23 protein-coding genes are annotated in these 25,852 nt (G+C 30.1%); 14 read left to right on the plus strand and 9 right to left on the minus strand.

Features of this window, described 5'->3' with window-relative positions; genetic code table 11:
- Positions 1–91 precede the first annotated feature (91 nt).
- Positions 92–1,078 carry a polysaccharide deacetylase family protein gene (locus tag G8C43_RS08760; RefSeq protein ID WP_166005525.1) on the minus strand — a complete coding sequence of 329 codons (987 nt, stop codon included), beginning with the start codon at positions 1,076–1,078 and terminating at the stop codon, positions 92–94.
- 545 nt (positions 1,079–1,623) lie between these two features.
- On the opposite strand from G8C43_RS08760, the gene dinB reads away from it, so the two are divergent.
- A complete protein-coding gene (dinB, locus tag G8C43_RS08765; RefSeq protein ID WP_166005527.1) occupies positions 1,624–2,718 on the plus strand; it encodes a DNA polymerase IV in 1,095 nt (364 codons plus the stop codon).
- A 174-nt stretch (positions 2,719–2,892) separates the two neighbouring features.
- Here dinB and G8C43_RS08770 read toward each other — a convergent pair whose 3' ends face one another.
- The 3 genes from G8C43_RS08770 to G8C43_RS08780 all read right to left on the minus strand — a co-directional run bounded on the left by G8C43_RS08770 (position 2,893) and on the right by G8C43_RS08780 (position 5,916).
- Complete coding sequence (locus G8C43_RS08770; protein WP_160542681.1) at positions 2,893–3,555, minus strand: response regulator transcription factor; 663 nt, start codon at positions 3,553–3,555, stop codon at positions 2,893–2,895.
- A gap of 5 nt (positions 3,556–3,560) precedes the next feature.
- Positions 3,561–5,390, minus strand: a complete 1,830-nt coding sequence (locus tag G8C43_RS08775; RefSeq protein ID WP_166005529.1) for a tetratricopeptide repeat-containing sensor histidine kinase — start codon at positions 5,388–5,390, stop codon at positions 3,561–3,563.
- A gap of 190 nt (positions 5,391–5,580) precedes the next feature.
- Positions 5,581–5,916: a hypothetical protein gene (locus G8C43_RS08780; protein WP_166005531.1), complete on the minus strand. Its 336-nt coding sequence runs from the start codon at positions 5,914–5,916 to the stop codon at positions 5,581–5,583.
- A 538-nt stretch (positions 5,917–6,454) separates the two neighbouring features.
- Between G8C43_RS08780 and G8C43_RS08785 the strand changes: the two genes are divergently transcribed.
- The 10 genes from G8C43_RS08785 to G8C43_RS08830 all read left to right on the plus strand — a co-directional run bounded on the left by G8C43_RS08785 (position 6,455) and on the right by G8C43_RS08830 (position 18,212).
- Positions 6,455–6,766, plus strand: a complete 312-nt coding sequence (locus G8C43_RS08785) for a hypothetical protein (protein ID WP_160542678.1) — start codon at positions 6,455–6,457, stop codon at positions 6,764–6,766.
- Between the two features lie 140 nt (positions 6,767–6,906).
- Positions 6,907–8,664: a DNA mismatch repair endonuclease MutL gene (gene mutL, locus G8C43_RS08790; protein WP_166005533.1), complete on the plus strand. Its 1,758-nt coding sequence runs from the start codon at positions 6,907–6,909 to the stop codon at positions 8,662–8,664.
- 35 nt (positions 8,665–8,699) lie between these two features.
- Entirely contained in the window at positions 8,700–9,479 is a 780-nt protein-coding gene (locus G8C43_RS08795; protein ID WP_160542676.1) for a rhomboid family intramembrane serine protease, read from the plus strand.
- A gap of 9 nt (positions 9,480–9,488) precedes the next feature.
- Positions 9,489–10,394 (plus strand): rhomboid family intramembrane serine protease, encoded by a 906-nt coding sequence (locus G8C43_RS08800; protein WP_166005535.1) that lies wholly within the window; start codon positions 9,489–9,491, stop codon positions 10,392–10,394.
- Between the two features lie 289 nt (positions 10,395–10,683).
- A complete protein-coding gene (locus G8C43_RS08805; protein ID WP_166005537.1) occupies positions 10,684–11,424 on the plus strand; it encodes an endonuclease/exonuclease/phosphatase family protein in 741 nt (246 codons plus the stop codon).
- Between the two features lie 107 nt (positions 11,425–11,531).
- Entirely contained in the window at positions 11,532–13,526 is a 1,995-nt protein-coding gene (locus G8C43_RS08810; protein WP_255466928.1) for a KUP/HAK/KT family potassium transporter, read from the plus strand.
- Between the two features lie 24 nt (positions 13,527–13,550).
- Positions 13,551–14,573: a UDP-glucose 4-epimerase GalE gene (gene galE, locus G8C43_RS08815; RefSeq protein WP_166005539.1), complete on the plus strand. Its 1,023-nt coding sequence runs from the start codon at positions 13,551–13,553 to the stop codon at positions 14,571–14,573.
- Positions 14,574–14,586: 13 nt separating this feature from the next.
- A complete protein-coding gene (gene glyA / locus G8C43_RS08820; protein WP_166005541.1) occupies positions 14,587–15,858 on the plus strand; it encodes a serine hydroxymethyltransferase in 1,272 nt (423 codons plus the stop codon).
- Positions 15,859–16,051: 193 nt separating this feature from the next.
- A complete protein-coding gene (locus tag G8C43_RS08825) occupies positions 16,052–17,821 on the plus strand; it encodes an AMP-dependent synthetase/ligase (RefSeq protein ID WP_166005543.1) in 1,770 nt (589 codons plus the stop codon).
- Between the two features lie 70 nt (positions 17,822–17,891).
- Entirely contained in the window at positions 17,892–18,212 is a 321-nt protein-coding gene (locus G8C43_RS08830; RefSeq protein ID WP_105297272.1) for a DUF493 domain-containing protein, read from the plus strand.
- Between the two features lie 219 nt (positions 18,213–18,431).
- Here G8C43_RS08830 and G8C43_RS08835 read toward each other — a convergent pair whose 3' ends face one another.
- The 3 genes from G8C43_RS08835 to G8C43_RS08845 all read right to left on the minus strand — a co-directional run bounded on the left by G8C43_RS08835 (position 18,432) and on the right by G8C43_RS08845 (position 21,973).
- Positions 18,432–19,103 carry an ABC transporter ATP-binding protein gene (locus tag G8C43_RS08835; protein ID WP_160557393.1) on the minus strand — a complete coding sequence of 224 codons (672 nt, stop codon included), beginning with the start codon at positions 19,101–19,103 and terminating at the stop codon, positions 18,432–18,434.
- A 28-nt stretch (positions 19,104–19,131) separates the two neighbouring features.
- Positions 19,132–20,793 carry a glycosyltransferase family 39 protein gene (locus G8C43_RS08840; RefSeq protein ID WP_166005545.1) on the minus strand — a complete coding sequence of 554 codons (1,662 nt, stop codon included), beginning with the start codon at positions 20,791–20,793 and terminating at the stop codon, positions 19,132–19,134.
- A 130-nt stretch (positions 20,794–20,923) separates the two neighbouring features.
- Entirely contained in the window at positions 20,924–21,973 is a 1,050-nt protein-coding gene (locus tag G8C43_RS08845; protein ID WP_166005547.1) for a branched-chain amino acid aminotransferase, read from the minus strand.
- Positions 21,974–22,073: 100 nt separating this feature from the next.
- Between G8C43_RS08845 and mnmD the strand changes: the two genes are divergently transcribed.
- The 3 genes from mnmD to G8C43_RS08860 all read left to right on the plus strand — a co-directional run bounded on the left by mnmD (position 22,074) and on the right by G8C43_RS08860 (position 23,541).
- Entirely contained in the window at positions 22,074–22,745 is a 672-nt protein-coding gene (gene mnmD, locus G8C43_RS08850; RefSeq protein ID WP_166005549.1) for a tRNA (5-methylaminomethyl-2-thiouridine)(34)-methyltransferase MnmD, read from the plus strand.
- Positions 22,733–23,158 (plus strand): NUDIX domain-containing protein, encoded by a 426-nt coding sequence (locus G8C43_RS08855; protein WP_160557390.1) that lies wholly within the window; start codon positions 22,733–22,735, stop codon positions 23,156–23,158. Before mnmD ends, G8C43_RS08855 begins: the two co-directional genes overlap by 13 nt.
- Positions 23,159–23,337: 179 nt before the next feature.
- The gene (locus G8C43_RS08860; protein ID WP_146105565.1) at positions 23,338–23,541 is read left to right on the plus strand and encodes a hypothetical protein; all 204 of its coding nucleotides are present in this window, start codon (positions 23,338–23,340) and stop codon (positions 23,539–23,541) included.
- A gap of 204 nt (positions 23,542–23,745) precedes the next feature.
- Here G8C43_RS08860 and G8C43_RS08865 read toward each other — a convergent pair whose 3' ends face one another.
- Positions 23,746–24,078, minus strand: a complete 333-nt coding sequence (locus G8C43_RS08865) for a heavy-metal-associated domain-containing protein (protein WP_160542665.1) — start codon at positions 24,076–24,078, stop codon at positions 23,746–23,748.
- Positions 24,079–24,143: 65 nt separating this feature from the next.
- Positions 24,144–25,808 carry a DEAD/DEAH box helicase gene (locus G8C43_RS08870; RefSeq protein ID WP_105297264.1) on the minus strand — a complete coding sequence of 555 codons (1,665 nt, stop codon included), beginning with the start codon at positions 25,806–25,808 and terminating at the stop codon, positions 24,144–24,146.
- Between the last annotated feature and the right edge of the window lie 44 nt (positions 25,809–25,852).

Genomic DNA, 25,852 nt, shown 5'->3' on the forward strand with positions numbered 1-25,852 from the left:
CAATTTTTAAAATTTAAATACAATTAATACTAAAATCCACTACTAATTTTTCAACAAATATTTATTTAAAAATCTTATCGAAAAAATATAATTAATTTTTTTCTAAAGATAAAATAGGGTATTTATCAAGAGTTTCAAATATGTAATGTTTATCGCTTTTCAATACAGAAATAAATTTCTGTAAAGAATCAGCATATTGCGGTTTATCAAACATTCTGTCATGAACTAGAATTACTATGGAATTAGGACTATGTGTTCTACCGTTTTTCAAAGTATTTTTAACTTTTTTTATCATTTCAGTAGCACTTTCAACCGGAATGTTACTATGAACAAATCTCCATTCCAAATCCCAACCATATACAGAATAACCTATAGAGTCGAGTTTTTTGGCAACATTGAACGCAGAAGATTCGCCTTTAATCTGATGATTAACCGCCCAAGTATTTCTGCCGGGAAGTCGAGCTATTTTATGTTTAAGATTTAATTTACTTTCAGCCCGTAAAAAATCCTGTAGAGCACTTTTAGCATTCTTATAAAATAAACTATATTTATTATTAGCATGGGTATCACTATGATTGCAAACGATAAATAATGGGTTATTGTTTATGGAATCCACTAACTGTTCTCTTACTATTCCCGTATTGTGAACACCTATCATGAAAAAAGTAGCTCTAACATTGTACTTTTCCAAGATACTTTTACAATTATGCGTGCCCGGTAACTGAGGACCATCATCTAAGGATAAATATATATAGTATTTATCTGAGGAATCTTTTACGATTCCTTTATGTTTATGTCTAGTTTCGGTATATTTATCTTGATCTTTATTTTTCTTAGCGACACTGTCTGATTTATAAGAATTTTTATTATTAGGATGAGCAGGTTTAGTTAAAGAATCTTTTTTACCGTGATGTATAGTAGTATCTTTTGAATTATTATGATGTGTGCCGGTTGTGTCTGAAATAGAAGTTACATTAGTAACATTTTTTTCAGGTATAGCGTTTATTTTTTTGTTATCTTCTTTCTTACAACTTAGTAAACTAATAAGTAATATGAGGGTTAAACAATATAATTTCATATGGATAGCTAAAATTTTTTAAAAAATTTTAAAAAATAATTTCGTCATAAATCATGCCATTTTATTTTATAAAACATATTATAACTTTTTTATTATAAAATGGTTACATTTTATAGTAACTATATTTTAATTTGAAAATACTGAAATATGATATCATTATTTTTTATGTAAAGTATAATTTTTTTCAAAAGGTTTTAATAAAAAATCCTAAATGATAAATATACAATTATTTAATAGATTTTAATAAATTAACTTTTTTAAATTATAGTATAATTTAAACGAAACTAATACTACTATACTTTCCAATAAGAAATGTTTGAAAATGTATAACTATTATTAGAGTGGATTACCCATAAAATAAGTACTATAAAGATTAAATTATAATTCGTAAGAAATAAATCATAGGTAAATTCAATTATTTTTTGATTTACGTATTTGTATTTTATTTAAAAACGGATCATATAACTTGGAACATATAAATAAAGTTTACACAAAAATAATATTTTTGTTGATTTTAAGTAAACACCTTTTGTAACTTTGTCATTGTGCGTAAGATAATTCATATAGATATGGATGCATTCTATGCCTCAATCGAGCAAAGAGATCATGAGGAATTTAGAGGGAAACCTTTGGCCGTTGGATTTGCAGGAGAAAGAGGAGTAGTTGCTGCCGCCAGTTATGAAGCAAGAAAATTTGGCGTTCGTTCAGCAATGTCCTCCAAACAAGCAATTCAACGATGTCCCGGCCTTATTTTTACTTCCGCCCGTTTTGAGATTTATCGTTCTGTTTCAAAACAAATTAGAGACATTTTTTTTCAATATACCGATTTAGTAGAACCCTTATCGTTAGATGAAGCATTTTTAGATGTAACCTATAATTTTAAAAATATGGAATTTGCAAGGGATATCGCAAAGGAAATTAAAAATAAGATTTTTAAAGAAACCGGATTGACAGCTTCTGCAGGTGTATCCTTCAATAAATTCCTTGCAAAAATAGCTTCTGATTATAATAAGCCCAATGGCTTATTTATAATTACTCCTCAAAAGGCAGAAAAATTTGTAGAAAACCTTAAAATTGAAGATTTTTTCGGAATAGGAAAAAAAACTGCCGAAAAAATGCATCAAATAGGGATAAATACCGGTTTAGATTTGAAAAAAAAATCTGAAGAAGATCTTATAAAGCTATTTGGTAAACACGGGAGTTTATACTATTTAAATGCGAGAGCAATTGATAATCGGGAAGTAAATCCCAATAGAATACGAAAATCAGTAGGTTCAGAAAATACATTTATGGAAGATACAAATTCTTTACCTCGATTGTATGCGGAATTAGAAACTATCTGTAGAGATGTAATTCACAGAATGAATAAAAATTCTTTTAAAGGCCGTACCGTTACTTTAAAGATAAAATTCTCTGATTTTAAAATAATTTCGCGAAGTAAAACCATAACGAGTTTTATAACAGATTTTCCTCAACTCTATAAAATTGCTCTGGAATTACTCTATTCACTTGACTTGGATAAGAAAATTAGATTGATAGGGGTAAGCATTAAAAATTCGGAATCGGATTTAGGAAATGATATTCCTAAGAATTTTCAATTAAAAATTCCTTTTAAGGAATTTAAAGATTCATATCAGTAAATTTCTAAATATATATATTAAAAAATTAATTACTTCTGTATTAGAAAAAATATGTTGTAAGTAAGAATTCATTATTTTAAAAACAGATTAAAAAAGACTGGAATTTTATTCCATTAGATAAAAAGTACATCATCAAAGTATCTGAACTAAAAATCATCTAAAACTCAAAAATTTTTAAATTATCCCTAATTCAATAATTAAACTTAATAATTGTTTAGTGTCTTTTGCATTAAAAGATGCCCTTAATAAGGCAAGCCTCTTTTCTATTGAACTTTCACTATTAGGCACAATTTGATTTTCTTTTAAATGTTGTTCCACCTCTTTTTGAGTATTTCCTTGAGAAAGTAATTTTAATAAATTGATGTCATATTCCGATAATTCGTATAAATTATTTTGAGTAGTTTTGTAATTATCGTTGGAAATATAGGTTTCATTTTGATTTACCGATATAATTGCTTTATGTAATTCTTTGGTGTCATTTCTGCCTTTGGTTACAAATCCATTAATTTTATACCTGTCGAACATAGATTTAATTTTATGAAACCTATTTTCAATCGAAAAAACGATAACTTTAAGATCAGGTTGTTCGTTTTTAGCTGCTAATATTAAATCCTCGCCTCCTTCCAATTTTTGTTCTCTATAATCAGAAGCAAAAGATAAATCGGTTATTAATAGATCATAGGGATCATGATCCATAATTGCTCTTTTGATTTTAAGTAAAGCATCATCACAATAAAAAGCCTGGTCAATAATAGGAATTTTTAATTCCTCAACAGTTTTTTTTATCCCTATGTTGTAACTGTCAAAATCTTCTGAAATAAGTATTTTTTTTAACATTACTATTAATTAGATATTGAATATAAAATTTTTATTGAGCAGCCGGTCTTTTTGTTGCGATCAATAATATAATGACCTTTTTTGGGGTGTAATCTGTCTTTTATGTTTTTTAAATCTGCGAGTGGTTTGGCACCTGAACCGGCAAAACCCACGCCATTATCTGAATATTCAATGGAAATGATATAATCTTCTTTTTTAAATTTTAATGTAACAATATCAGCTTGACTATGTTTTTTCATATTAGTCATTAATTCTTTAAGGATATAATATAAATCCTCTTTTTTATTGTTTGGAATATTATCCCAAATATGAGATTCATTACCAATTAATATTATTCGGGTATCTTTTGAACCATAAGGTTTAATCATATTTCGTAAAGTAATTGAAAATTCTTCAATTAAACCAATTTTATAATCTGAATCATGCGAGATATCTCTTGATTTAAGATATAATTGGTCCAATTCATCAATTATCTTTGTTGGTTTTACATCTGAATTATTTTGAAGTTGAACCATCAAAAAGTAAATACCATTGGCTACTTCATCATGGATTTTTTTAGAATATTTCAATTTAGTTCGATGGACTTCTTCAATTTTTTCTTGTCTAAATTTAGCATTTCTTCTTTTATGCCAAAATATTACTAATATTACAATTATTAATGCTAAAATTATAATAGAACCAATCGTTACATTTTGTTGTAATAGCAAATAGTTTTTTTGAGCGTTTTCAGCTTTCAGTAATGCATTTTCTTCTTTATTACGTTCTACTTCATAACGAATTAAAGCAAATTGGTTTTTGGCTCGAATTCTTTTAAAATTGATTTCATCATTTAATCTAATATAAGAATTAAAATAATTTTTTTCATGCGTAGAAGGTGTATCTAAAAGAATAATTTTTTGCATCGCCGCAAGTTGGTCATCTATATTCCCTAATTTTAAAGCAATATCATACATTTTATTTGCATGAAAAATTGCTTTTTTAATACTTGTTTTTTCATAGTATTCCGATAAATGATAATGATTAGCAATTTGTCCGATGGAATCAGATGCTTTTTCTCTTATTTTTAAGGCTTGATAAAGATCTTTATCCGCCTTATAATTTGGATTATCCAGCCATTTTGCATAAGCTAAGTTATCAGTTATACGAGCTTTATGAAGGGGGAGATTATTTAAAAAAGAATCGTTAATTAACTTAGTTAAAATTTTAATGGCATTATCATAATTTCCGGCTTTAATATTAACTACCGCCTCATTGTTTTTTATGTTGATAACAGATATTTTACTGGTTGAAAATTTTAATGCCAAATTATAATATTTTATGGCTTGATCGTAATCTTTTTGTTCAGTTTTAGATATGGCTAAACAATTATATACAGCAGATAAGGAAGCATTATGTTGAGTTTTTTTAATATATCGTAATGCTTCAACTGCGGTCTCTTCACTTCCTATGTAATCTCCTTCATTCGCCTGGATGATGGCCATATCTATTAAACTTTTACCGATAAAGACATTATTATTATCAAGTAAATAGGCTTCTTTTGCATGATTGAAATAATAAAATGAGCTATCACTTTTATTTTTGTTTAAATAATAATGACCCATTTGAAAATAAATATTGGCTAAAAGTCCATTATTCTTTTCTTTTTTTAGCCTATATATTTCTTTATACGTTAATTGAATGGTTTCATTGGTATAATAAGTAAAAGGAGTATTATATATTTTTGATTTTTTAATTGAACTATCAGATTTCTTTTTTCGTATAGTAAAATCTTTGCATGAAGGAAAATATAGCAATAAAACAACAATATAGGATAAATATATAATATAAGTTTTCATTATTTACTAAATATAAAAATATTAACTTATAATATTGAAACTTATTATGTATTAAGAATTATATATTTATTAAGTAAAAAAAAGACAAGGAATACATGTATTCCTTGCCGTATAAATATCTATAAATTATAGATAGAATTAAAATATTTTATTTTTTTGAAATTCAATCATTTTTTAGAATTAGAATGAATTATCTAACTGGATTCTGAGCAGTTTCTCCGCTAATATCCATTCTTCTTACGGGATTCTGAGCAGTTTCTCCGCTAATATCCATTCTTCTTACGGGATTCTGAGCAGTTTCTCCGCTAATATCCATTCTTCTTACGGGATTCTGAGCAGTTTCTCCGCTAATATCCATTCTTCTTACGGGATTCTGAGCAGTTTCTCCGCTAATATCCATTCTTCTTACGGGATTCTGAGCAGTTTCTCCGCTAATATCCATTCTTCTTACGGGATTCTGAGCAGTTTCTCCACTGATATCCATTTTTCTTACCGGATTCTGAGCAGTTTCCCCGCTGATATCCATATCAATCCTATAAATTCCAATCTCTGTATTTTCGGAATTATTTTCCTCTTTTGTGTCTGACTATTTAATGTATTTTCTGCAGATAAAGTTTTTTGCATTGGGATATCGCTATAATCGTCGTTGCATGATGTTATAAATAAGCTTAAAGATAAACTTACTATAGATATTGATATTTTTTTCATGTTTATTGTTTATTTAATTTTTACTTAATAAAAAATGTATCTAAAAATTTTTAGATAACTAATTAGTTGTTTTCTAGCATTTAAAATACAGTTATGCATTAGGGAAGCAAGCAATACTAAGTGGCAGTTATTTAATAGGCTTCCCAAATCTATTAAAATACTACTACTTGTTTATTCCTTATTAGAATACATTTAGTACCTTTGCTGTGAAATATACTAACAAAATTCAAATACAAAGTAACTGATAATATAAAGTAAAATAAAGACATACTAAAGACTTTTTAAAGACATTTAACAAATTTTGCTTCTTTTTTATTGGTTGCAAAAAGGTATTAACTAACTATTAGAATTAAAGTATGGGATATAAAGAAGTAATTAAGAAGATAGTTTATGCGGCTTTTAATAAAGCTAAAAAAGAATCGTTACTTGTGTTGAAAACTCCTCTTTCAAAACATATTTCCTCTAAAATCGAAAAAGAATATAAGACATGTATTAGTGAAAAGACCTTTATAAGATATTACGATAAATATATAGGAGGAAGAGAAAAAGCTACAGGAGAACCCAACCGACATATATTAGATTTATTATGTAAATACATCGGGTATGAAAATTTTGTTGATTTTTATAACAAAGAAAAAAATTTACCAATAAAAAAGCAGATTATTTGAAAGAGATAGGCTACTGATTAGTTTTTGTTAAATAAATTTAGCATTTTTTAAATAATTGCTAATTAAATAATTGTTCTTTCATTTTTTTAATTAGTAAAAGGATGCGATGAGGTTTCTAATAGTTTTAATAACTTTGTAGTATGCCTGATATAATACACTTACTTCCGGATAATGTATCCAATCAGATAGCGGCAGGAGAAGTAGTACAAAGACCTTCTTCTGTAGTAAAAGAACTTTTAGAAAATGCTATCGATGCAAAAGCAACGCAAATTCAACTAATCATAAAAGAAGCGGGTCGAAATCTAATTCAGGTAGTTGATAATGGGGTGGGAATGAGCGTAACTGATGCAAGAATGTCATTTGAAAGACATGCAACCTCAAAAATAACAACTACAGAAGATATATTTCATATTCATACCAAAGGCTTTAGAGGAGAAGCATTAGCCTCCATAGCAGCAGTATCTCAAGTTGAATTAAAAACTCGTAAAGAGGAAGATGAATTGGGTACTCATATTATTATTGAAGGGGGAAATATCATTTCTCAACTTCCCGTAAATACAGCAGTAGGATCCACATTTTTAATTAAAAATTTATTTTTTAATGTGCCGGCAAGAAGAAAATTTCTAAAATCCAATTCTGTTGAATTTAGGCATATTTTAGACGAATTCCATAGAGTTGCTTTAGCACATGAAGATATACAGTTCCAATTATTTAATAATGACGAAGAAATGTTCAGACTTCGTTCAGGAAGTTTGTTGCAAAGAATTTCAGAGATCTTCGGCAGAAAAATTCAACATCAATTAATCCCAATTGCAGAACAATTAGATTGGATAAAATTAAATGGATTTATAGGAAAACCGGAAGGTGCTAAAAAAGCACGAGGTGAACAATTTTTTTTCGTTAATCAAAGGTTTTTTAGATCGACCTATTTAAATAAGGCGGTACAGGATGCTTTTGAAGGATTGATCCCGCCACGGTTTTTGCCTTCATTTTTTCTTTATATACAGATTGATCCTGAAAGAATAGATGTTAATATTCATCCGACAAAGACTGAAATTAAATTTGAAGACGAGGCGTCAATATATGCTTTATTAAGAACAGCCATAAAAAAATCCCTTGGGGTTTATAATGTTGTACCAAGCTTAGATTTTGATCAAAATCCTGATTGGAGTTTTTCCTTAAATAAAAAAGATACTCCCATTGTTGAACCTAAAATAAATATTAATTCGTCCTATAATCCGTTTGATAGTACAGCCAGTAAACCGTCACGTGCCGAAAAAGTCAATTTGCATGAATTATATACATCCTCCAGACAAGAAATTTTAACTTCTGAAATGTTTGATAATCCTAGTGAAACTATCACCGAATCTTCACTATTACGATTATCCAATGGGAGATGGATTACTGAAAAAGATTCCAATGTATGGATTTTGGATCCCTATAGAATACATCAGACAGTTTTATATGAAAATCATATCAAAAACTCGAAAGGGAATGTCTTAAGTCAACAATTATTGTTTCCCATAGAAAGACCGGTATATGATCTTGAAAAAGAGAAATTAGATTCAATTAAAACCGCATTATTTGCGGAGGGATTAGATATGGAAATTGAAGAAGATTTACTGACGATAACAGCAATACCATCAGATGTTATGCAGGAAAAAATAATTGAATTAATTGACTATTTATTAAGTGAATTATCTGAACATTCCGAAGAAGAATTTTCTATATTTTTTAGTAAAACAATTTCAAAAGTTTCTGCCAGAAAAAGAAATGAATTTATACAACCGTCACATTTCTTACCTATTTGGGAGAATTTCATAACTTTAGGATGTCCTAAATTTAATCCTTTTGGAAAAAGAAATTATGAAATATTGCCCATGCCAAATTTCGATTAATAACCATCATTTAGAACAATTAATTTTTTAAAATAATGAATAGAACCATACCAGCGGTAACTAAAAATCTTTTACTATTAAACACTCTGTTTTTTATAGCAACATATATATTATCTACTCGCGGGATAGATCTCACGGTTCTTTTTGGAGCATATTTCCCTTTATCCCCCAATTTTCATTGGTATCAAATAATTTCTCATATGTTTATGCATGGAGGATTTACACATTTTTTCTTCAACATGTTTTCCCTGTGGATGTTTGGATCTGCTGTAGAACAGTCTTTAGGAGCTAAAAAATATTTGATCTTGTATTTCGTTTGTGGGTTAGGAGCTTTTGCTTTATTCAATTTAGTTAATTATTTTGAATTCAAGCAAGTGTATGATTCTTTAGTGTCTGCCAATGTTCCTTTAAACGAAGTTGGCAAATACGCAAAATTAAGTTATGAAATATCAAATAATAATGTGGAACAAAAAGCATATGCATGGTTGAATACTTTGCCTCAAGGGACTAATCAATACATTGCAAGCAAGCTATATGTAGATTTAGTCACCCCAATGGTGGGAGCCAGTGGAGCCATTTATGGGATTTTAGTAGCCTTTGGAGTGATGTTTCCTAATTCCGTATTAATGTTAATCTTTCCACCGATTCCAATGAAGGCTAAATATTTTATTCCGATTATGGTTTTATTAGAATTATATTTAGGAATTCAACAATCGCAAGGAGATAATGTAGCACATTTTGCTCATTTAGGAGGAGCCGTTTTTGGATATTTTTTGACTCGTCATTGGCTAAAAAACAGATATCGTTGGAATTAAATCAGTTGTATGGACAAAAAGATGATAAATATATGGGATTATTATAAAAATGGAACAGAAGGAATTAAACTCATTTTCATCTCTGTGTTGTTTTCATTTTTTTATTGGATTTTAAACTTTTTATTAATTAAAACGTTTGATTTTTCAATAACCTCATATGTTTTGGTTTCTGTAAATAATTTTCTTCCATTTATTTGGACTATTATAACCTTTCCATTTATATATACTAATCTTTGGGATTTATTAATTGCCGCAATGATTATTTATTTCGTGGAAAAAATTTTCAGAATATATTTTAGTGGATCAAGTTTTTTAAAATTTTTCATTTATGGCAATTTAATCGGTTGTATAGCTTTTTTACTTACAAATGTAGTTGCCGATCAGGAATATACCCTTTTAGAAGGTGGAATGTTGGGTGTTTATAGTTGCTTATTTGCAATAATTTCATACAATCCAAAAATGCAAATATCCCTATTTCCCATACCCTATCAACTGCCTCTTTATGTCGTTGGAATAGTGTTTGTGCTTTTTGATGTTGTTAATTTGCTCAACTATAATGAACTTATCGGAGTATTTATAGCTAGAATAGCAGCTGCAAGTTTTGGTTTTTTTTATATGAAGTCTTTCCAAAAAGGAAATGATTTTCTAGTATTTCCTATTCCCAATTTTAAGAAGATTTTCAGCCATGTCGGAGCTTATTTTAAAAAACTAGATAAACCTAAATTTAAAATTGAAAAAAGCGATAAAAAGCAATATACATCGCATCACTCCAGACCTTTATCGGATGAAGAATTTAATTATAACAAAGTAAAGAAACAAAAACAGATCGATACTATATTGGATAAAATTTCAAAAAGCGGATATGATAGTTTGACGAAACAGGAAAAAGAATTTTTATTTAATTCTTCCAAATGAAATAGTTAAGAATATGATGTTTATAAAAAAGAACAAATTAAATTATCTAATTCTTATAATACATCTTAGTATAGCTATTTTACTGTTTCTGACTTATTTTAATAAATTTATTGAACCCAAGACATTTCCATATTTAGGCTTACTGGCTCTTATATATCCCATACTAATTGCTCTTTATTGTTTGTTCACTATATTTTGGCTTATTAAAAGACAATTAATTTTTGTACCCTTCTTTATTATCACCCTTTTTTTACTGTTTCCTATAAAAAAATACGTTCATTTTGGGGAAATGAATAATCAACCGATTCGGAATAATGAACTTAAAATTTTAACCTATAATATTAGATATGCAAATGATAATAAAGACTTACGAGCCCTGGAAAACTATATTCATCAAAAAGATATTGATATTGCATTTTTTCACGAAATCTATACCAGACAGTGGAGATCAAAAGAAATATTTTTAGCTGAACGCTATAATGCAGCCTTTGATTTAATTGGCATATCATCAAAATATCCCATTATAAATGAACAAAAAATAATACTGCCGGGTAATGGATTTGCATGCTTGGTAGATATACAGAAAGATCAGGATATAATAAGATGTTTCAGCATATATTTAGAACCCATGAATCTTTCTAAAAATTTATTCAAAGCCAACAGCCTAAAACATTTTGGAGATAATTTGGAACTGATAACGGAAAAATTAATAAAAGGTTTTCAAAAACATCAAGTTCAAATAGATTTACTTTCAAAATATATAAAAGAATCACCCTATCCCGTACTTGTGTGTGGAGACTTAAATTCGGTACCCTTATCGTATGAATATTTTACCTTGAAAAAAGATTTGACAGATGTTTTTGAAGAAAGTGGGAAAGGTTTAGGATGGACTTTTTATGATTATTATTATCCCATTAGAATTGATTATATATTTGCAAGTAATAGCTTTACGCCGATGCAATGTTATGTAGATAAAACAATTACAATTTCCGATCATTATCCGGTACTGGCAACATTGAAGTTAAATTAATGAGCTAAATTTCCGGTTCTATTTTAATTAAATTAACAGTATATAAAAAAATTTAACTTAAAAAAAATATAACTTTGCAAATTAGTAGTAAATTAAAATAACTAATTGTGCAGCAGATTGATTCTAAGAAATCTAAACTTACTTTTATAGGTTTAGTAGTTACCATCGGGATAGTTTTTGGTGATATAGGAACCTCTCCATTATATGTAATGAGAGCCATAGTTGCCGCCAATCACACAGATCATATTTCAGAAGATTTTATCATAGGGGCTTTATCTTGCATCATTTGGACGTTAACATTGCAAACAACCCTAAAGTATGTGGTAATAGCGTTACGAGCTGATAATAATGGAGAAGGTGGAATTCTAGCTTTGTATTCGTTGGTCAAAAAGATGAAGAATAAATGGCTGTATATTGTAGCCATTTTAGGAGCCGCAACGTTAGTTTCTGATGGAGTAATTACTCCTTCAATGACCATTATGTCGGCAGTAGAAGGACTTAAAAGTTATAATCCCAATACAGAAGTCATACCCATTACCATATTTATACTTATAGTTCTTTTTGTCGTTCAACAATTTGGAACCCAGTCCATAGGGAAATTTTACGGACCGATCATGACCCTCTGGTTTATCATGTTGTTATTACTGGGTGCTATTCAATTTATACCTAATTTATATGTAATAAAAGCCATAAATCCCTATTATGCTGTTAAGTTAATGCTTATTGTGAGAGACAGTGCAGAAACTGCATTAGAAGCTAAACATATGATTTTACTAATTATGGGTGCTGTATTTCTGTGTACCACCGGAGCCGAAGCATTATATTCCGATTTGGGACATTGTGGAATTAAAAACATCAGGATAAGTTGGGGCTTTGTAAAAATTTGTTTAATCATAAACTATCTCGGACAAGGCGCATGGATTCTGTCACATCCTGTAGAAGCAGCTAGTGGAGGAAACCCATTTTTTATGATGATGCCCGATAACTTTGTAATCATTGGAGTAGGGATGGCTACCTTGGCAGCGGTCATAGCAAGCCAAGCCTTAATAACAGGATCTTATACGATATTTAGCGAGGCTATGTCGTTGGACTTTTGGCCGAGGCAAAAAATTGAATATCCCACCCATGAAAAAGGTCAAATGTATGTTCCGGCCATAAATTGGGGATTACTCATATCCTGTATTTTTGTAGTATTTTATTTTAAAGAATCTTCTAAAATGGAGGCGGCCTATGGTTTGGCAATTACCATCACCATGCTGATGACAACCATTTTATTACTTTTCTATTTATATAGCAAAAAAGTAAATATATTTTTTATTTTACTATTTGCAATCATATATTTTATCATTGAAGGAGGATTTTTCTATGCCAATGCGTTGAAATTTGAAGAAGGCGGATGGATTACCATGATGTTGGCCGGTTTGATTGCTTTCTCTATGTACATTTGGTATAACGGACGCAAATTGAAGAATAAATACGTACAATATGTAAATATAAAACCTTATCTACCTATTATACAAGATATGAAAACCGATACAGACATATCGAAATATTCAACCCATTTAGTATATATAAGTAGAGCAGGTAAATCAGAAGAAATAGAAGCAAAAATTTTATTTTCCATAGTCAATAAAAACCCTAAAAGAGCAGATTACTATTGGTTCCTTAGAGTAGAAAATGATACAAACCCTTATACGTTTGAATATGATGTATTAGAATTAATACCCAATACCTTATACAAAGTTAATTTTAAATTAGGATTCAAAGTAGTTCCTTTAATAAATATTTATTTTAGCCAAGTGCTTGAAGATTTAAAAATCTCAGGAAAAATAGATTTGTCAAGCAATTATCCATCTTTGAAAAAATATGATATTCCTGCAGATTTTAAATATATCCTTATAGATAGAGTTTTCAATCAAGAATATTTGTTTTCATTAAAAGAAAGGTTTATCTTACGCTTTTATAACATGGTCAAATATATAGGAATATCTGATACCGCTGCTTTAGGCTTAGATACTTATAACGTAGAAGTGGAAGAAGTACCTATGCTTACGGATGTAATATATAAAAGCAGGATAAAAAGAGTGAAGAATTATAAATAAATATTTAGATAAATTTCATGACTTATGAATAAAACTAAAATCATAATTACTGGGGGCTTAGGATTTATAGGTTCTCATACGGTAGTTGAATTGATTCAATCAGGATTTGAACCGATAATTATAGATGATTTGAGTAATTCAGAATTATTTATATTAGAAAGAATAGAAAGAATTACGGGATGTAAACCCAAATTCTATTCATACGATATAGGTGATTATAATAAATTACATCAAGTATTTACGGATAATAACGATATTTCTGCCTGTATACATTTTGCAGCTAAAAAATCAGTAGGAGAATCTATGGAAATTCCTCTTACCTATTACCGGTCAAATTTAATATCTCTTATGAACCTATTGGAAGTTATGAATGAATTTAAGGTAAGAAAATTGGTCTTTTCATCCTCTGCAACCGTATATGGACAGCCCGAAAAATTACCTGTTACAGAAACCTCTCCAATTCAAAAAGCCCTATCTTCTTACGGAAGTACCAAGCAAATGGCGGAAGATATAATAGAAAAAGTTTCGGCAACGGGTAGCTTACAAGCACTTTCTTTACGATATTTTAACCCGGTTGGAGCCCATTCATCTTCCTTAATTGGAGAATTGCCGAAAGGAATTCCCAGTAATTTAATGCCATTTATTACACAAACAGCATTTGGAATTAGAAAAGAATTGACAGTATTTGGTAACGACTATAACACCGCCGATGGAACATGCATAAGAGACTATATTCATGTGGTTGATCTTGCGAAAGCTCATGTAAATGCTTGTGAGTATTTACTGGCAGATAAAGGAGATTTGTCGCATGATGTATTTAATATAGGAACAGGGCTTGGTAATTCTGTTTTAGAAATAATAAATACCTTTGAAGCGGTTAATAAGGTTAAAGTACCTTATGTTATAGGAGGCAGAAGAAATGGAGACGTAGAAAGCATCTATGCCGGTTGCGATAAAGCCAATCAAATATTAAAATGGAAAGCCAAGTATTCTTTAGAAGATATGGTTAAAGATGCATGGAATTGGGAAAAATCATATAGAAAATAAAGTAAACTATGTTATGGAAAGTAAAACAATATTCGAACTGATCGAAAAAGAAAAACAAAGACAAACCAAAGGGCTTGAATTGATAGCCTCAGAAAATTTTGTCAGCGACGAAGTAATGAAAGCCGCCGGATCTGTATTAACAAACAAATATGCAGAAGGATATCCGGGAAGGAGATATTATGGAGGATGTGAAGTAATAGACCAAATAGAAGAAATCGCCATAGAAAGTGCTAAAAAGTTATTTGGTGCTTCTTATGTAAACGTTCAGCCGCATTCCGGAGCACAGGCAAATGCAGCCGTTTTTCTAGCCTGTTTAAAACCCGGTGACAAAGTAATGGGGTTAGACTTAGCCCATGGCGGACATCTAACTCACGGTTCTCCCGTTAATTTTTCAGGAATAAATTACAACCCGGTTTTTTATAAAGTAAATAAAGATGATGGGCGCATCAACTATGAAGATATGATTGAAACAGCCAGGAGAGAAAAGCCTAAAATGATCATAGTGGGAGCATCAGCCTATTCCAGAGATTTTGATTATCGAAAATTTAGAGAAATAGCAGATGAAATAGGAGCAATATTGATGGCTGATATTTCACATCCTGCAGGATTAATAGCTAAAGGAATTTTAAGTGATCCTCTACCTTATTGTGATATTGTAACCACTACAACTCATAAAACATTACGAGGTACGCGAGGAGGAATGATTATGTTAGGTAAAGATTTTGAAAATCCCTTCGGACATAAAACGCCTAAAGGAGAGATAAAGATGATGTCACAAGTGCTAGATGGAGCTGTTTTTCCGGGAACTCAGGGCGGACCTTTAGAGCATATAATTGCGGCTAAAGCGATAACTTTCATTGAAGCATTAAGTGATGGATACCTTGCTTATACCCATCAAGTCGTTAAAAATGCCGAAGCTTTATCTCAAGCATTGATAGAAAGAGATTTTACTATAATTTCAGGAGGAACTGATAATCATCTCATGCTAATTGATTTACACAATAAAAATATTACAGGTAAAGCTGCCGAAAAAGTATTAGAAAAAGCAGACATAACATGTAATAAAAATATGATTCCTTACGATGACCGGAGTCCATTTGTAACTTCAGGTATTCGATTGGGAACTGCAGCGGTAACCACCAGAGGGCTCAAAGAAGACGATATGATAAAAATAGCGGATTTTATAAATGAAGTTATCACAGATTCGGAAAACGAAAAGGTGATAGATAAAGTAAAAAAAGAAGTCAATGCTTTAATGGATTCTAGGCCTTTATTCCAATGGTAAATAAAAATATTGAATTTTAAAAAAAGTTAAATTATGAAAACTGATTATTTCTAATTAATAAGTTTTAGTCAGTTTTCATTTACATAAGATAGAAAATTTGATTTTTTATTTCTAATTAACAAATCAAGAAAAAAGATGATTTTTGCTAATATATTATTTTTTTGTATTTTTCGCGCTTTAAAATGAATACATAATGAAAGTCGCTAGGCTATTTGACATTTTATATTATCAATTAGAAAATAGGCCGATTGAAGTTTCCTTATCATCAAAAAAAAATGGAGTTTGGGAAGGAATATCAACAAAATCGCTTATAGATCAGGTTAACCAAGTTAGTAGAGGTCTTTTAAAATATGGAATTAAACCTGAAGACAGAATAGCTTTAATTACGTCAGTAAACAGAACAGAATGGATGATTATGGATTTTGCCATACAACAAATAGGAGCGGTAAGTGTTCCTATATATCCAACCATGAGCGATGACGATTTAACATTTATACTCAATAACAGTGAAGCTAAATTTTGTCTAATTTCTGACAAAAAGTTATATGATAAAGTACAAAATATAAAGGAAAATTGCCCTTCGCTTTCAAATATTTTTACCTTCGATGAGATAGAAGGAGTTCCTCATTGGTCGGAAATTAAAGAAAAGGGTGAAGAGGAATCTAATCAACAAGATGTTGAAACCTTAAAAAATAATATAAAACCCGATACATGGATGACGTTGATTTATACTTCCGGAACTACAGGAAGACCCAAAGGCGTTATGCTCTCACATGGAAATGTACTATCCAATGTAATGGGATGCCATACCAGGTTTTTAATGAAAAATGATGAGAAATTCAGAATTTTAAGTATTCTTCCCATCAGTCATATATTAGAAAGAATGGTAGTCTATGTCTTTATGTATAAATGTTATGGGATATATTTTGCAGAAGGTATAGATAAATTAGCTTCAAACTTTAAAGAAGTTAAACCCGATGTAATTCTAGTGGTGCCGAGAGTAATTGAAAAATTGTATGCATCCATATATAACAAAGGAACTTCTTCCGGTTGGATTAAAAAACAAATCTTCTTATGGGCACTAAATGTGGCTAAAAAATATCAACCCTTCAAACCGGCAGGCCTTTCTCATAAAATAGCAGATGCTTTAGTATTTAAAAAGTGGAGAGAAGCAGTAGGTAATAATCTTCAATTAATGATATGTGGAAGTGCCGCGCTATCTGAGAATCTTTGTCGAGTATTCTCTGCCGCGGGGTTACTCGTTACGGAAGGATATGGAATGACAGAAACGTCTCCGGTTATTTCAGTAAACGGTATAAATAATGAAGTCTACCGATTAGGAACGGTGGGGCCTTTATTAGACGGATATGAGGTTAAAATTGCAGAGGACGGAGAAATACTAACCAAAGGGCCGAATGTTTTCTTAGGGTATTATAAAGATGAAGAAAAAACCAAAGAAATATTTACGGAAGACGGTTGGCTTAAGACAGGAGATATAGGTTATATGAAAGATGGATTCTTGAAAATTACCGATCGAAAAAAAGAAATATTTAAAACCTCCGGAGGAAAATATATTATTCCACAAGTAACAGAAAATAACCTTAAGCAATCACGGTTTATAGGAGAAGCCATGGTAGTTGGTGACGGAGAAAAAATGCCTTGTGCGCTTATACAGCCTGATTTTGATTTTATTTCTAAATATATTAGTTATAAACATTTACCATTAAATTCTACTGCTTCGCCGGAAGAAATTGTCAATAATAAGATAATTAAAGATAGAATCATGCAAGATGTTGAAAAGGTAAATAAAAATTTAGGAAAATGGGAGCAAATTAAAAAAATAGAGCTTACCCCCAATGTATGGTCGGTAGATGGAGGAGAATTAACTCCTACCTTAAAATTAAAAAGAAAATTTATTAAAGAAAAATACATCAATTTATATAATAAATTGTATGATAAATAACTAAAATAATTTTCAACATGCTATTTTGTCATAAATTTTATTTGGCTTTAGATTTGATTTAAGGGTAACCATGAATAGGAATGACAATATAAAAATATTTGCCAATAAAGGCGAAAATCCTGAAGATTTTTATTCAAGATTTAAAGAACAGTTAGACAAAGAACATACATTTCCGGGGAATTATATGTTTAAGTTTATAATTCCAACGGAAAGCAAGAAAGTGGCTCAATTGCATAAAATTTTTGATCATAGCGGAGCTTCATTTTCAATGAAAGAAAGTAAAAACGGTAAATATACAAGCATAACGATTACTATGTATGTAACGGATTCAATTTCAGTTATTGAATATTATAAAGAAGCAAGTTCCATTGAAGGAATAGTAATGTTATAAGTAAAATTTTAAAAAGAAAAAAGCATCAGAAAAGTATTTTTTGATGCTTTTTTTATTGGAATATAGTTAAAATAAGTTTTTAATTGGATTAAAGCAGGGAATCAAAAATACAGACACTCTGCTTACTATCTTATTTGAAAATTTTTTTAAAGAAAAAGCTAAATAAAATGTTATAAATTGATATCGTTGAATCTATTCAATTAATTTACCATTTTACCATTAAACATTGGCTATTATCCCGTCTTTCATAAGTAAACTTCTATCTGCCATAGAGGCTAAATGAGAGTTATGCGTCACAATAATAAAAGTCTGATTAAATTCTTTTCTTAATTGATAAAATAATTGATGTAAATCTTCAGCATTCGCGGAATCAAGATTTCCTGATGGCTCATCCGCTAAAATAATTTTAGGATTATTCATTAATGCCCTGGCAACGGAAACCCTTTGCTGTTCACCGCCGGAAAGTTCACCGGGTTTATGCTCCAAACGGTGAGATAATTTCAGGTAACTTAATAATTCCTTTGCTTTATTAACTAATTTAGATTTAGATTTTCCGGCAATCATTCCGGGTAACATGACGTTTTCCAGTGCAGTAAATTCTGGTAATAATTGATGAAATTGAAAAATAAATCCAATATTCTGGTTTCTAAATAAAGAAAGTTCCTTATCTCTCAATTGAGTAATGGGTAAATTATCAATTTCAATAATGCTGTGATATCTTTCCGGATTTGACGGTTTGTCTAAAGTGCCAATGATTTGCAAAAGAGTTGATTTACCGGCACCGGATTCTCCCACGATGGTAACTATTTCACCTTTTTTTATATGGAGAGAAACACCTTTTAAAACTTCAAGGGAACCAAAAGATTTATGTATATTTTGAATAAGTACCATATAATATTTTATCAAAAATACTAAAAAATTAAGGAATATGAAGGCTCATTTCATTAGAGATAATTTTTCCAAATAAATTATAGGGTTTTAAAATCAGATAGACTTTATAAGTACCGGGAGGAATTTGAGAAACATCAATAAATAAAGTTTGGTCTGTAGAGCTTTTAGGCGGAAGAATTAATTTTTTATTAATTGAAATTATATTTTGAGGTTCAAAAGTTTTAGTATTGAAAAATAAAAATGCTAGTTCTTGAGGAGTACCATCACCTAAATTAATCTCTTTATTATAAGGATTTGTCCACTTAACATCGAGTGTTTGTGATTCTTCTTCGGATAAAATACTAGTGGGCTGTACTTCACATTTTATTTGGGAATAAGAATAAAATTTATCTACAGTTTTATAATACTCGTTTTTTCCATCCTCATCAACAAGGTAAACGGGAGATAATTCTTCCAATCCAAAAAATGTAATAGTTTTTCCTTGAATATTTTGTTCGGAATTCCAAATATCATATTGAGAATATCTATGAGTATAAACTTGTAAACAACAAGAAGGTTGTTGTGTATAAAAATTGTATGCAGCCGCTTTTTGATAGCGTTCAAAAACAGCCAATCCCTCCGTTACTTCTTTAGCATTTAAAACAAATTCCTTCAATTTATACATGGGACTTTTGTGTATGACAGCGGGAAAGAATAATGATATTCTCACAAAAAACAATAGTAAAATATAAGCAAAAGAAAGTCCGGTGATCCAAACATTGTTTTTTTCTTTAAACGTTAAATAAGTTAAAGGAATGAGCGCAATATAAATAATTAAGTTCCATTGCGGTTGAATTACTCTGCTAAATGAAAATAAACTAAAAAAAAGGATTCCACCCAAGCTAATCCATTGTAAAGATCTTATCCACGGTTTATTTCCATCCAAACGTTTGAAAATACTTTTACCGTAAAAATAGAGAAGCAAAGGGTTACCTAATATAAGTATGCCAAGTATCCATTTGATGAATGGATAAGTAACAGCTTTTTGTTTGCTCCTTTCAAAAAGATGATATTTTATAGATGCCCAATCGTGATCATACTGCCAATATAAATGAGGAATATATAAAAGCAAAGAAAACAACAAAATGAAGTAAAACCATTTATTTTTTAATAAAGAAGGGAAAAAAGGAATAAAAGTTAGAATAATCAATAAGGCTCCCTGATATTTAGAATACATGGTAAGTGCCATGGATAATCCCAAAAGTAAAGCATTTAGTAGATTATTTTTCTCAGTAAATGATTTCCATCTCCATAAAAATAAAGAACAGAATAAAAGCAAAGGAGTGTCGGGAGTAGATATAAATCCTAACGTTTGATAAAATCCGACAGATCCAAAAAGTCCTATAAATAAATAATTTTCTTTTAACGTTTTAGGTTTAAGAATCAACAACCAAATACAATAAACGACTATCCAAGATATAATCGATACAAATCGAACCCCTAAAGTTCCTTTGAAAAATAAATATCCCGCCTTGATAAATAAAGCAATCATAGGAGGATGATCGTAATAACCAAAATCCAAATGATTCGACCAAACCCAATAATATGCCTCATCATCAATTAAAGGAAGTGTTACCGATTGAAAAATATTGAATATGAATAAAATACCTATGAATATAAATTGGATGTTTTTTATGGAATTAACTTTCATTATTTACTAAATATTGATTTAATGTTAAAGTGATTCATAGGTTTATACATAGGTAATAAAAAACTTCTGAATCACAGACTGTTCCAGAAGTTAGCAAAAAAATATTTTTGGGTTATAAATAATTATAATTTTAAATTTTATATCTCCATTCAAAAGGATCATCAATTTCATTAGTTTGTATACCCACTAACTGTTTTTTAAGAAAAACGGCATAACTCTCTTCATCCGATAATTGAGGCAACTCCATGATAGAATCTTGATAGCCCAAATGAGAATACCTTGAAATTACCACGGCAGTACCACAACCGAATATTTCTTTTAGATTACCTTCTTGATATGCATTTACAATGTCGTCAACAGATATCCGTTCTTCCTTAATATCCAGATTGTGATATTTGGCTAAATGTACTAAGCTGTCTCTGGTAATACCGCTTAAAATCGTTGTGGAAGTAGGGGGGGTGTAAATAGTGTTTCCGATTCTTACCATAACATTCATAGTTCCGGATTCCTCAAAATACCTGTGATTTTTACTATCGGTCCAAATTACCTGATCAAAACCATTTTGATTAGCTAGAAATGTAGGATAAAAAGATGCCCCGTAATTACCGGCGCATTTAGTAAATCCAACCCCTCCGTCTACTGCACGAGTATAATAATCTTCAATTTTAATTTTTAAGGGTTTATCATAATAAAGTCCGGCAGGAGAAGTCATAATAGCAAAAGTATATTTTTTAGATATCCTTGCTGAAAACATTTCTTCAGAAGCAAACATAACCGGACGAATATATAGAGAAATACCCGGTTTAGTAGGAATCCAACCCCGATCCAAATCAATTAAAGCATAAAGTCCATCAAGAAAAATTTCTTTAGGTATTTGCGGCATAGCTAAACGTTCCGCAGATTTATTGAATCTTTCAAAGTTTTTTTCAGGTCGGAATAAAAAAACCTCATTATTTTTATCCTTATATGCTTTCATTCCTTCAAAGATGGCTTGGCCATAATGAAGAGCCATCAAAGCAGGAGAATAATTCATCGAACCATAAGGCATAATAACCGGTTCTCCCCATTTACCGTTTTCGTATTCACATATGAGCATATGATCAGATATGTTGGCTCCAAAAGGGGAGTCATTGGGATCGATTGTATCTAATCTGGAGTTTGCTATTTTATTTATTTTCATTACTTAACTTGCTAAAATTGTTTATTGAACATTTCAAAATTAATAAATAAATCATTTGATAGATTAAAAAGAGTTGTAATTTTGAAAGGATTTACGTTTTATGTTAGAAAGAACCATTATTACCACATCCGAAGGTACTAAAACCTTACATATTCCTGAATGGAATGAGACTTATCATTCCCGTCATGGTATCATGCAAGAAGCAGAACATGTATTTATATCTCATGGATTAGATCAATTAAAAATTTCTGAGATTTCCATTTTGGAAATGGGTTTTGGAACGGGTTTAAATGCTTTTTTAACATTATATAAAGCAATAGAAAAGGATTTGACAGTTCGATATTATACGCTGGAAAAATATCCTCTAACACATGAAGAAATTAAAGAGTTACAATACGGGACTTTACTAAATAAAGAAAAAGCAGAGGAATTTTATCAATCATTACATAAAGCAGAGTGGGGGAAGGAAACTCAAATTAATAAAAATTTTACTATCATTAAATTTAAGGCAGATTTTCTTGAATTAAGAAATTTACCTATTTCCGATATAAATGTAGTTTATTATGATGCTTTTGGAGCAAGAGTTCAACCCGAGCTTTGGGAAGAAGATATTTTTAAACAAATCTTCGATCGGATGGCACCACAAGGATTGCTAACTACCTATTCCAGTAAAGGAAGTGCAAGAAGAGCCATGCAAAGGGTAGGATTTGACGTAGAAAAATTAACAGGACCTAAAGGAAAACGAGAAATGGTTAATGCATGGAAAAGATAACAAAATTAAATGTAAGAGTATATGGACTTTTAATAAAAGATAATTGTTTGATGTTTCTACACGAAATGTATGCGGGAAAACCATTACTTAAATTGCCCGGTGGAGGATTGGAATTGGGAGAAGGAACTCGGGATACATTGATTAGAGAATTTAAAGAAGAATTAAATTTAGAAGTTACAGTAAAAGAGCATTTCTATACTCAAGATTTTTTCCTGGAATCTAAATTAACTCCCGATAGTCAATTACTTACCGTGTACTATAAAGTGGAATGTAATGATCTTTCCAATCTTCAAATAATAGAAAAGTCCATAAATCAAATAGAATGGATGCCTTTAGATCAAATTACATTAGATAGCATCCCATTACCGGTCGATAAAATTGTTGTAAAAAAATTACTTCATAAAAATACCTGAGTATTTAGAATGATTATATCGATTATATTAATTTATTCTAAATATAAATTGCTTTAAATCAGTTATTTAGAATAAATCTTTGAATCTTAATTTATAATTTTGTATCAAAGTTTTTAAATAAAATAATAATTGATATGGAATTAAAGTTAGCTAAATGCTGTGGTAATTGTGAGCATTTTTTGAATGGGCAGTTATGTACTATTAAAGAAATTGCAGTAAGCCAAAATCAAGTTTGTAATTCATACGAATTTAAAGTGATTCCTCATAGAGAAGATGATTGTTTGAAATGTTCTAAATTTCAGAAATCAAATTGCGCCCATCCTAAGGTAGCAAGTGAAGGTATTATGTGTACGGTATGGTATCCAAGAGCAACCGCCTCATAAATTTTTGAACTAATAAATTAATTTTTTAATATAAGGAATTGGCTTTTTGAAGTCAGTTCCTTTTTTTGCAGAGTAAATTTAGAATTAAAACAAAAAAGAGAGCTCAATAAAATTGAGTTCTCTAAATTGATAAATTAATGTATTAAATTATGAGAATTAAAAAAATTCTCTAAAAGAACGCTTAAAACTATTTTTACTATCTTTTTAATATTGACAACATATCGGTAATTTTTTATAATCGGAATCTTTAGCCTTATATTTTTCATTGCTGTACCCCGATTTTGCTATTTTCTTCAAAATAGCATTCAAAGATGTTTGCGTATCATCATAAGTTATAGTTGCAATTTTAGTGCCCGGATCCCATAGTACAGCAGAAATATTTGCTTCATAACCGGCTTTTTCAATAGTTTCCTTGCACATATTGCAATTACCGTAAACTTTTATTTTTTCAACTTTTTGATTATTTATTTGTGCATTTATTTCAGTAAATGAAATGAATATCAATAGGATGACAAAAATTTTTTTTATAAGTTTCATCATTTATGGTATATTTTAGGTAGCTTAAAATAATTTAAACAATTTAGAAATTTCAACTAAACCTTCTATTGAGCTATTTCCAATGACATATTTTTACCATTAAAACTTAACTGATTAATTTTCTTTAATAATTGATCAGTATAATTGGCGTCAACTTCGAAAAAGGTAAATTTATCTCTAATATCAATTTCGCCAATATCCGCTCTCGCACCTTTCGTGTTTTTATTAATTAAGTCAATAACCGTTACTTTGTTAAGATTATCTCTTTTGCCTAAATTAAAGAAAAAACGAGTGAAATTCCCTTTTTTACTTTTTCTGTTTCTTTTATTTCCGTCTTTTGAGTCTTTTCTATCCTTTCTGTTTCGGCTTGTGGAAGATTTTTTACCTCTTTCGGCTGCTCTTTCGTTCTTATCAATAGGAGCAATATCTTTCTCGTTTTTATAGAATTCCCAAGTTGATTTTAATTCAAGGAACATTACCCTTTTATAAAGTTCTTCTTTAGAAATGTTGGATAGATCAGGAATAGTGGAAAGTTCAAATTCTTCGGAATCAAAATCGGAATTAAGCAGCTTATCCGATAAATAAAGTTCTTTCGCTTTTAAAATATCCTCTTTGGTAGGAATTTTCATTTCTTCTACCTTAATAGAAGTTTCCTTTTTAATGCGATTAAATTTAACCATTTCGCTAGGACGAATAATAGCTATAGATTCTCCGTCTTTTCCTGCTCTACCGGTTCTACCGCTTCTATGGATGAAAACTTCCGGATCATCAGGTAATGAGTAATGAATCACATGAGTAAGGTCATTTACGTCCAACCCTCTGGCTGCCACATCCGTAGCAACAAGGATTCGTAAATTTTTCAATCGGAATTTTTTCATTACCATATCTCGTTGAGATTGTGATAAATCTCCATGCAAAGCATCAGCTGCATATCCTTGGTGCATTAAGAAATCTGCAACATGTTGAGTTTCCACTCTCGTTCTGCAGAAAATAATTGAATATATATTGGGATTTGCATCCAATACTCTTCGTAACCCGTTATTTTTTTGACGGTCACGCACCATTACGAATTTATGAGTAATATTTTTCTTTACTTCATTAATTCCTCCCGCTGATATTTTTTGTGCACCCTTCATATAATTTTTAGCAATAGCCTCAACTTGTTTAGACATTGTTGCTGAAAATAATAAAGTTTGTCTTTCTTTAGGCGTTTCTTTAAGAATTGTTTCCAATTCGGCTTTAAAGCCCATAGATAACATCTCATCTGCTTCGTCTAAAATCAACCATTGAATTTGGTTAATTTTTAGAACCCCTCTTTTAAGCATATCATTAACCCTTCCCGGTGTACCTATTACAATTTGAGGATTATTTTTCAAACCTCTGATTTGCTCAGAAATATTAGATCCGCCATAAACTGCCAATGAGCGTATTTTAGATAAATATTTCGAATAACTGGCAATATCTTTTGAAATTTGTAAACACAGTTCACGAGTTGGACAAAGAATTAAGGCTTGAACATGTTTTTGATAGGGATCTATCATTTCCAATATAGGTAATGAAAATGCAGCAGTTTTACCGGTACCGGTTTGTGCTAAAGCTATTAAGTCTTCTTCCTTGGATAATAAATAGGGAATGGTTTGCTTTTGGATTTCAGTGGGTTGAGTGTAACCCAACTCTGTTATGGCCTTTAACAAATCTTCTGATAGGCCATACTCTTTGAATAAATTCATCAATAATTTTTAAAAATCAATACAAAGATATGATTTGTTTGTTA

The sequence above is a fragment of the Apibacter sp. B2966 genome (assembly GCF_011082485.1).
Taxonomy (GTDB): domain Bacteria; phylum Bacteroidota; class Bacteroidia; order Flavobacteriales; family Weeksellaceae; genus Apibacter.